2 protein-coding genes are annotated in these 2,018 nt (G+C 55.7%); both read right to left on the bottom strand.

The window, feature by feature from the left end; translation table 11 throughout:
- Positions 1-43 precede the first annotated feature (43 nt).
- Complete coding sequence (cysN, locus tag ACNQ6O_RS15755) at positions 44-1,684, bottom strand: sulfate adenylyltransferase subunit CysN (RefSeq protein WP_418054123.1); 1,641 nt, start codon at positions 1,682-1,684, stop codon at positions 44-46.
- A gap of 1 nt (position 1,685) precedes the next feature.
- On the bottom strand, positions 1,686-2,018 hold a 333-nt coding region (locus tag ACNQ6O_RS15760), incomplete at its 5' end, for a phosphoadenosine phosphosulfate reductase family protein (RefSeq protein ID WP_418054124.1).

A 2,018-nucleotide genomic window follows, 5' to 3' on the forward strand; every position in this document is an offset into this window, starting at 1 on the left:
CCCCAGCAGCTTGCCCGCCAAGGAAGGGGAGTCTCGAGTCAGATCACAAAGCCCGAAGCAATCCAGAAACCGCCTCAGTAATCTCGGCTTCGCTATCAGCAGTAACGCTGGTGTTAGCAATGTCAGTGCCCAGATTCACAGTCACGGCAATCAAGCCATGAGCAGTCAGCAGCTGAGCCACGCGACGGCGCTCATCCGCATCACCGGTGTTTTCTTCGGAAACCACCACCGCAGTTCGACCTTGATCGAACAACGCACGCTCGACTGCCAGGGCCAAAGCCGGGGCTTGCTTGCCATTACAGGCAATGATCGTCGGCTTCTGAGCCAAACGACGCTCACGCTCTTCTGCGGTGACCGGATCCAGCGACTCAAGGCCATCGGCTAGGCCAGCGATCATCCCAGCACCGACCGTCACGTTGGTCAGGCGGTCAATGACGATGAAGCTGCCGGTAGCGTGGTTACGTTGGTACGCATCAAACGCGATGGGCTGGTTCAGAGTCAGTTCGCACAAGCCAATTTCATTGAGCTGCAACCGGCTTGGGTTCGGGTTCTGCTCCAGCGTGTTTACATCGGTCTGGTGGTGAATTTTCTTCACGGTACCCGAGGTGAACGTAGGGCCGAGTTTGATGTCGTACAGGCGGCCGGTTTCCAGCGGTGCGTCCATCATCCAAACAATGTTGGCGTTGAAGCGGTTAGCCACTTCCGGCTCGTCGTCCGCTTTAACCAGCATGTCGCCACGACTGATGTCGATTTCGTCTTCCAGCGTCAGAGTGACGGCCTGATCGATATAGGCTTCGTCCAGATTGCCATCGAAGGTCACAATTTCTTTAACCTTGCTGGTGCGGCGTGAGGGCAGAGCCATCACGGTTTCACCCGGGCGGATCACTCCGGAGGCGATGGTGCCGCAGAAGCCCCGGAAGTTGAGGTTCGGGCGCGTGACGTATTGCACCGGGAAACGGAAGTGCTCCAAGTTCTTGTCTCGGGACACTTCAACGGTTTCAAGGATTTCCATTAGCGGCTGGCCGGTGAACCAGGGCGTGTTTTCGCTCCGGTTCACTACGTTGTCGCCATCTAGCGCCGAAAGAGGCACAAAGCGAATGTCTTTTAGGCCCAGTTTGGAGGCAAAGGCCAAGTACTCTTCACGAATTTCGTTGAAGCGTTCTTCGCTGAAATCCACCAAGTCCATCTTGTTTACAGCCACCACGATGTGGCGTATGCCCAGCAACGAGGCAATGAATGAGTGGCGGCGGGTCTGGGTCATCACGCCGTGGCGGGCGTCGATCATCAAAATCGCCAATTGGGCGGTCGACGCACCAGTGGCCATGTTGCGAGTGTACTGCTCATGGCCCGGGGTATCGGCAATGATGAACTTGCGCTTGTCGGTACTGAAGTAGCGGTAGGCAACATCAATGGTGATGCCTTGCTCACGCTCGGCCTGCAAACCATCCACCAAAAGGGCCAAGTCCAGTTTTTCACCGGTGGTGCCCATCTTGGCACTGTCGGTTTTCAGGGTGGCCATGTGATCTTCGTAGATCATCTTGGTGTCGTGCAGCAAGCGGCCAATCAGGGTGCTTTTGCCGTCATCAACGCTACCGCAGGTCAGCAGACGCAGCAGTTCTTTGTTCTCGTGCTGTTTCAGGTACGACAGAATATCGTCGGCGATCAGTTCAGACTGGTGTGACATCTTAGAAGTACCCTTCCCGCTTTTTCTGTTCCATGGAGCCAGCTGAATCGTGGTCAATGACCCGCCCCTGACGTTCGGAGCTGGTGGCTAGCAACATTTCTTGAATGATCTCTGGCAGCGTATCCGCTTCTGATTCGATGGCTCCGGTGAGGGGGTAGCAACCCAGCGTACGGAAGCGCACCGACTTCATCATTGGCTTCTCACCTTCTTTCAAAGGCATGCGATCATCATCCACCATGATCAGAGTGCCATCGCGCTCGACAACCGGACGCACGGCCGAGTAGTACAGAGGAACGATGTCGATGTTTTCCAGATAGATGTACTGCCAGATATC

Source organism: Marinobacter sp. SBS5, from assembly GCF_048285575.1.
GTDB lineage: Bacteria > Pseudomonadota > Gammaproteobacteria > Pseudomonadales > Oleiphilaceae > Marinobacter.

What these genes read in the sequence shown, in the direction of transcription:
- cysN (WP_418054123.1), bottom strand. Translation starts at nt 1,684, where the DNA reads ATGTCACACCAGTCTGAACTGATCGCCGACGATATTCTGTCGTACCTG.